Here is a 6,497-nt window from a genome sequence, read left to right as displayed (position 1 = left end):
CCGGCCGCGAGCCGGGCCTCGGCCAGCCGCAGCGTTCCGCCTCGGGCGGTCTGCCGCAGCGTGAGCCGGGAACCAACGGTGCCCCGCAACGGGAATCGGGCCTGAACGGTGGCCTCCCGCCGCGCGATGCGAAGGGCTCCGGCCTGCCGCAGCGTGGGGATGCTCCCGGTGGCTTGCCGCAGCGCGGCGATGCCGCGGGCGGTCTGCCCCAGCGCGGCGACGCGAATGGTCTTCCGCAGCGTGGTGACGCGAGTGGTCTGCCCCAGCGTGGTGACGCGAGTGGTCTGCCCCAGCGCGGTGATGCCGCAGGCGGTTTGCCGCAGCGTGGTGACGCCCCCGGTGGCTTGCCGCAGCGCGGTGATGCCGCGGGTGGTCTCCCGCAGCGTGGCGATGCGAATGGTCTTCCGCAGCGCGGTGATTCCGCGGGTGGCCTGCCGCAGCGTGGTGACGCGAGTGGTCTGCCCCAGCGCGGTGATGCCGCAGGCGGTCTGCCGCAGCGCGGCGACGCGGCCGGTGGCTTGCCGCAGCGTGGCGACGCCAAGGGCGGTCGCCCGCAGCGTGGCGATGTGAGCGGTCTGCCGCAGCGTGGGGATGCCCCCGGTGGTCTGCCGCAGCGTGGTGACGCCGCAGGCGGTCTCCCGCAACGGGATTCGGGTAAGCACGGGCTGGCTTCGCGTGACGGGGCCTCCGGTCTTCCGCCACGTGACGGAGTGACCGGCTTGCCGCAGCGTGGGGACGCGGCCGGTGGTCTGCCGCAGCGTGGACCGGGTGGTCTGCCGCAGCGTGGTGACGCGAACGGCCTGCCGCAGCGCGGCGATGCTCCCGGTGGTCTCCCGCAGCGGGGTGATGCGCTCGGTGGTGGTCTCCCGCAACGGGATCCGTTGCGCGATCCGCTGCCCGACGCCCTGCCGCAGCGTGGCGCGAACGGCCTGCCGGTGCGCGATCCGGGTGCGGGTCTGCCGCAGCGCCCGGCCCCGATCCCGGGTGTCGGTCTGCCGCAGAACGATTCCGGCGATCCCAAGGATCGCGGACGGCATTCCTTCCGCTCCAATCCGCAGAAGGCGGCGTCGTTCTTCCAGACCCGGTTGCAGCCGGCCGCCGGTGACAGCGATGTGTCCTTCGGCACACCGATTTTCGCCGAAATGATGTCTGCCTGGCTGTCCGATCCGAACGCGGACCGGTCCCAGGTGGCCGCTTCCTTCGAATCACCGGGCGATGAGGGTTGGCAGGCGGCCCGCCGCGCGGTTGAATCCTCTGCGGAGAAGCGGACGGCCGCCGGTCTGCCGCAACGCGATCCGGGCAACCGGCTCGTGCCGGGCGGTGTCAACGGAAACGCTGACAAAGCCGCCCATCGCGACCCAGAATCCATCAGGTCAAGTCTCAGCCGTCACCAGCAGGGCGTCCGGGATGGCCGCGCGATGAAAGCTATGAACCTAACCGGAGATAAAGGAGACCGATGAACCCCGATCTAGGTGGTACGAAGCGTCAGCTGGATTGGCTGGTTTCGAACTTCGCCAATGAGGTTCCCGGCGTTGCGCATGCCGTCCTCGTGTCCGCCGACGGCCTACTCATGGCCGCCAGCGCCCAGCTGCCTGTGGATCGTGCCGAACAGCTGTCCGCGGTGACCGCGGGCCTGGCCAGCCTCTCGGTGGGTGTCTCGAACCTGTTCGAAGGCGGCACCGTGCTGCAGTCCGTGGTCGAGATGGAGCACGGTTACCTACTGCTCATGGCGGTCGGCGACGGCTCGTACCTGGCGGTGCTCACGAATACCTCGTGCGACATCGGCCAGGTCGGCTACGAAATGGCGTTGTTGGTCGAGCGAGTGGGCCAGACAGTTCAGGCCACACCTCGCGTCACGATGGGTTCCTGATGGCGGGATGGACATAGACAACGAACGCGTCGGTAGCGCCGAGCCCAGCCTCGTCCGCCCATACTCCCTGACGGCCGGTCGCACCCGGCCGAAGGTGGAGTTGGCCCTGGAGGCGCTCGTCGCATCGCATCCGGTCGCCCTAGAGCGGCAGTTCGAACTCACCAATATCGAGACGTCAATCGTGGAGTTGTGCAGAGAATCGCCGTCGGTTGCCGAAGTAGCCGCACGCCTGGGTATCCCGATCGGGGTAGCCAGGGTGCTGGTCGCCGACCTCATCGAAGCCGGCCATGTGCGGGTATCGGCAACATTGAAAGACGATTCCAGCGACGATGAACGTCGCGAGCTGATCGAAAGGGTTCTCAGTGGACTCCGGCGTATTTGATTCGACGACACAGGTCGACACGCGCACCAGCAAGCCCACGTCGGCGAAGATCGTGGTCGCCGGTGGTTTCGGTGTCGGCAAGACCACCCTGGTCGGTGCTGTGTCGGAGATCGTTCCGCTGCGCACCGAGGCTTTGGTGACCAATGCCAGTGTCGGCGTGGACTCTTTGACCGGAGTCCCGTCGAAGGCCACCACCACGGTGGCCATGGACTTCGGCCGCATCAGCCTGGCCGACGACCTGGTGCTGTACCTGTTCGGCACGCCGGGCCAGTACCGCTTCTGGTTCATGTGGGACGACCTGATCCGCGGCGCCATCGGCGCGGTGGTTCTCGTCGACACCCGCCGGTTGGAGGACAGTTTCGCGGCCGTCGATTACTTCGAGGCGCGCAACCTACCCTTCCTGGTGGCCATCAACGAGTTCGACGATGCGCCGCGGTATCCGGTGGAGGATATTCGCCAGGCCCTCGCGGTCCCGGCGGATACCCCGATCATGTCGATCGACGCCCGTCGCCGGGAGCCGGTCAAGCAGGCGCTGGTCGCAGTCACCGAGTACGCCCTCCGCAAGGTAGTGCAGGGCTACTAGGGCCTTCGTAGAGGTCCGTTAAGCTCGCGCCGTGAAGATCTCGGCGCGGGAGCTGCTCGGCGAATTGCTCGATCCCGGATCCTTCGTGAGCTGGGATCGTCCTCCGTTGGAGGTCGTCACTTCGCCCGAGTACGAGGCTGATCTGCTGGCCGCTGCGGCAACGGCGGGTACCGACGAGTCGGTGCTCACCGGGGAGGGGTTGCTGCGCGGACGGCGAGTCGCCGTGATCGCGTGCGAATTCGCTTTTCTCGCAGGGAGTGTGGGAGTAGCGGCCGCCGAGCGCATCGTGTCGGCGGTGGAGCGCGCTACCGCACTGGGCCTGCCCCTGCTCGCCTCGCCGACTTCCGGCGGGACCCGGATGCAGGAGGGCACAGTCGCTTTCGTGCAGATGGTGAAGATCGCGGGCGCGGTCGCGGTGCACAAGGCGGCCGGGCATCCGTATCTGGTGTATCTGCGCAATCCGACGATGGGCGGCGTCTTCGCGTCCTGGGGATCGTTGGGGCACATGACATTCGCCGAGCCCGGAGCCCTGATCGGGTTCCTGGGCCCGCGCGTCTACAAAGCCCTGTACGGGAAGGACTTTCCCGAGGGCGTGCAGACCGCCGAAAACCTGTACCGCAGTGGGGTCATCGACGGCGTGGTGCCGGTGACCATCTTCCGCCGTATCGCCCACCGTTCCCTCACCGTTCTGTGCGACGCACCCCTGTCGCCGCCCGAAAAGGAAAGCGATCCACGCGATTTCGATCGTGGCGTGGGGATATTCGAAGCCGGGCACGAGTTGTACGGGCCCGCGCTGCGAGAAACCGACGACACACCGGCATGGCAGTCCGTGCTGATTTCGCGTCGTGCCGACCGGCCTGGTATTCGGGAGCTGTTGCGGCATGTAACCGACCGGGTTCCCTTGTCGGGCACCGGACAAGGGGAATTGGACCGTACCGTGCTGCACGCTCTGGCGCGGTTCCGCGGGCAGCCGTGCGTGGTGTTCGGGCACGACCGGGCGGGGCAGTCGCCGGAGCAGACCATGGGGCCCGCGGCATTGCGCGAGGCGCGGCGCAGTATGTCGCTCGCGGAGGAACTGCGGGTGCCGCTGGTGCTGGTGATCGATACCGCCGGGGCGTCACTGTCCCGAGAGGCAGAGGAGCGTGGCCTCGCGCCCGAAATCGCCCGCTGCCTGGCCGATCTCGTGACGCTGGATACCCCGACGGTTTCGGTGCTGCTGGGGCAGGGGAGCGGCGGGGGCGCGCTGGCCTTGCTGCCGTCGGACCGGGTGCTCGCCGCCGCCAACGGCTGGCTCGCGCCGCTGCCGCCGGAGGGCGCCAGCGCCATCGTCTACCGAGACGTTCGTCACGCGCCGAAAATGGCGGCTCGGCAAGGCATTCGGGCCAAGGACCTGCTCGCGAACGGCATCGTCGATCGCATCGTGCCCGAGTACCCCGATGCCGCCGACGAACCGGTCGACTTCGCGCAGCGGATGATCACCGCCATCGCCGGTGAGCTCGCCGAACTGCGTGCGAAACCCGTCGCGGAGCTCCGCGCGGCCCGCGCGCTCCGCTACCGCCGCCTGGGAGTTGCTGAAAGTTAGCAATTTCACAGTGTCTCTACCAGGGCTAACACGCCGGTCCGAGTGGTTGACGGCCCAGAGAACCGCTCCTACGGTCGATTAGGTGACTTACAGGAGCGAGACCAGCCCAGTGCCTTCCACCATCCTCAACGATGGCACGGTCATGCCGCGCCTCGGCTTCGGAGTCTTCCAGGTCAGCACCGACGACGCGATCGCCGCGGTCAGCACCGCGCTCGAGGTCGGCTACCGGAGCATCGACACCGCCGCCGTCTACGGCAACGAGGCCGAGACCGGCCGGGCCATCCGCGAATACGGGATCCCGCGCGACGAGGTCTACGTGACCACCAAGCTGTGGAACGCCGACCAGGGGTACGACGCCACCCTGCGCGCCTTCGACGCCAGCCTGGAGCGGCTCGGGCTGGACTACCTGGACCTGTACCTGATCCATTGGCCGATCGCCTCGGCCGGCCTGTTCGTGGACACCTTCCGGGCGCTGCAGGCCATCAAGGCGTCGGGCCGGGTCGTCTCCATCGGCGTCTCGAATTTCACCCAGGCGCATCTGGAGCGGGTGATCGCCGAAACCGGTGAGACCCCGGTGGTGAATCAGATCGAGCTGCACCCGCACCTGTCGCAGCCCGAGCTACGCGCCTTCCACGCCGCGCACGGCATCGCCACCGAGGCGTGGAGCCCGCTCGGTCAGGGCGCCGCGCTGAAGGATCCGGTGCTGCTGGCCATCGCCGAGGAGACCGGCCGGACCGCGGCCCAGGTCATCCTGCGCTGGCATATCCAGCTCGGCAATGTGGTGATCCCCAAGTCGGTCACCCCGTCCCGGATCGCCGAGAACTTCAATATCTTCGACTTCGAGCTGAACGGCGATCAGATGGCCCGGATCGCGGCCCTGGACAACGGCGGCCGCATCGGACCGGATCCGGACGTCTTCACAGCGGGTGCGCCGCAGTAGCGATCCCCAGGTACTTCGTCAGCTCCACGGCCGCGGCCCGCCCCGCCCGGTTCGCGCCGATGGTGCTGGACGAGGGCCCGTACCCGATCAGATGAATGCGCGGATCGGCCGCGACCTGGGTGGCCAGCTGCCCGGTCATGGTGATCCCGCCGCCCGGCCCGCGCAGCCGCAGCGGCGCGAGATGGTCCAGCGCACTGCGGAATCCGGTCGCCCACAGAATCGCGTCGGCCCGCTGGAAGGTCCCGTCCGCCCAGCGCACCCCGTCGGCCTCGATGTGATCGAACATCGGCTTGCGCTCCATCACCCCGCGCGCCCGGGCCGCCCGCACCGCCGGCGTATCCGCCAGCCCCGTCACCGACACCACCGATCCGGGCGGCAAGCCGCGCCGCACCCGGTCCTCCACCATGGCCACCGCCGCCCGCCCCTGCTCCGGCGCGAAATCCCCACTGCGGAACACAGGTTCGCGCCGCGTCACCCAGGTGGTGGTGGCCACCCGTGAAATCTCGTCCAGCAATTGCACGGCCGTGATCCCGCCGCCGACCACGATCACATGCTGTCCCGCGAACTCGTCCGCGGTCCGATAGTCGTGCGCGTGCAACTGCCGCCCCGCGAACTCCGCGGCCCCCCGGTAATAAGGAATGAACGGCTTGTCCCAAGTCCCCGTCGCATTCACCAGCCCCCGCACCTTGAACGTCCGCTCATCCCGCGTCTCCGCGTGCAGCAGCCCGTCCACCTCCCGATCCGGGCACGTCACCGCGGTGGCCCGATCACACACCACGCTCACCGAAATCGGCCGCTGCACCCGCAGATCGAACTGCTTCTCGTACAACTCGAAGTAATGCGGCACCGCCGTCGCCGCCTGCGCGTTCTCCGACCCCGCCGGCAATGTCTCCTCGAACGACATCCCCGGCAGATCGTGCACCCGATTGACAGTGCTCAAAGTCAAAGACGGCCACCGGAACTGCCACGCCCCGCCCGGCGCCGGCGAATGATCCACGATCAGAAAATCACGCTCGGGCCGCAAGCCCAGCCGGCGCAGGTGATATCCGACCGACAGACCGGCCTGACCCGCACCGATGACCAAGATGTCGACATCGGGTGTTGCTGTCACCGGCCCGACGTTACGCCCGCTTACAGTTA

Annotated in this window: 8 protein-coding genes; 6 read left to right on the top strand and 2 right to left on the bottom strand. The window is 68.3% G+C overall.

From position 1 onward, the window contains the following. A partial coding sequence (locus tag NY1_RS14505) for a hypothetical protein (RefSeq protein ID WP_218028356.1) occupies window positions 1–872 on the bottom strand: 872 nt, incomplete at its 3' end. A gap of 9 nt (window positions 873–881) precedes the next feature. On the opposite strand from NY1_RS14505, the gene NY1_RS14500 reads away from it, so the two are divergent. The 6 genes from NY1_RS14500 to NY1_RS14475 all read left to right on the top strand — a co-directional run bounded on the left by NY1_RS14500 (window position 882) and on the right by NY1_RS14475 (window position 5,357). Then, window positions 882–1,460 (top strand): hypothetical protein, encoded by a 579-nt coding sequence (locus tag NY1_RS14500; RefSeq protein ID WP_067712415.1) that lies wholly within the window; start codon window positions 882–884, stop codon window positions 1,458–1,460. After that, window positions 1,457–1,870, top strand: a complete 414-nt coding sequence (locus tag NY1_RS14495) for a roadblock/LC7 domain-containing protein (RefSeq protein WP_029930951.1) — start codon at window positions 1,457–1,459, stop codon at window positions 1,868–1,870. Before NY1_RS14500 ends, NY1_RS14495 begins: the two co-directional genes overlap by 4 nt. A 7-nt stretch (window positions 1,871–1,877) precedes the next feature. Beyond that, entirely contained in the window at window positions 1,878–2,252 is a 375-nt protein-coding gene (locus NY1_RS14490; protein ID WP_067531005.1) for a DUF742 domain-containing protein, read from the top strand. After that, window positions 2,233–2,835 carry a GTP-binding protein gene (locus NY1_RS14485; RefSeq protein WP_174567189.1) on the top strand — a complete coding sequence of 201 codons (603 nt, stop codon included), beginning with the start codon at window positions 2,233–2,235 and terminating at the stop codon, window positions 2,833–2,835. The genes NY1_RS14490 and NY1_RS14485 overlap by 20 nt, the downstream gene beginning before the upstream one ends. A gap of 31 nt (window positions 2,836–2,866) precedes the next feature. Next, the gene (locus tag NY1_RS14480; protein WP_067712412.1) at window positions 2,867–4,417 is read left to right on the top strand and encodes a carboxyl transferase domain-containing protein; all 1,551 of its coding nucleotides are present in this window, start codon (window positions 2,867–2,869) and stop codon (window positions 4,415–4,417) included. 142 nt (window positions 4,418–4,559) lie between these two features. After that, entirely contained in the window at window positions 4,560–5,357 is a 798-nt protein-coding gene (locus tag NY1_RS14475) for an aldo/keto reductase (protein ID WP_067712525.1), read from the top strand. On the opposite strand, the gene NY1_RS14470 is transcribed toward NY1_RS14475, so the two are convergent. Then, entirely contained in the window at window positions 5,335–6,468 is a 1,134-nt protein-coding gene (locus NY1_RS14470; protein WP_067712409.1) for an NAD(P)-binding domain-containing protein, read from the bottom strand. The two genes, NY1_RS14475 and NY1_RS14470, sit on opposite strands and share 23 nt — an antisense overlap. Window positions 6,469–6,497 lie beyond the last annotated feature (29 nt).

The sequence above is a fragment of the Nocardia yamanashiensis NBRC 100130 genome (assembly GCF_001613325.1).
Classification (GTDB): domain Bacteria; phylum Actinomycetota; class Actinomycetes; order Mycobacteriales; family Mycobacteriaceae; genus Nocardia; species Nocardia yamanashiensis.
This window is presented reverse-complemented; position numbering and strand designations above follow the sequence as displayed.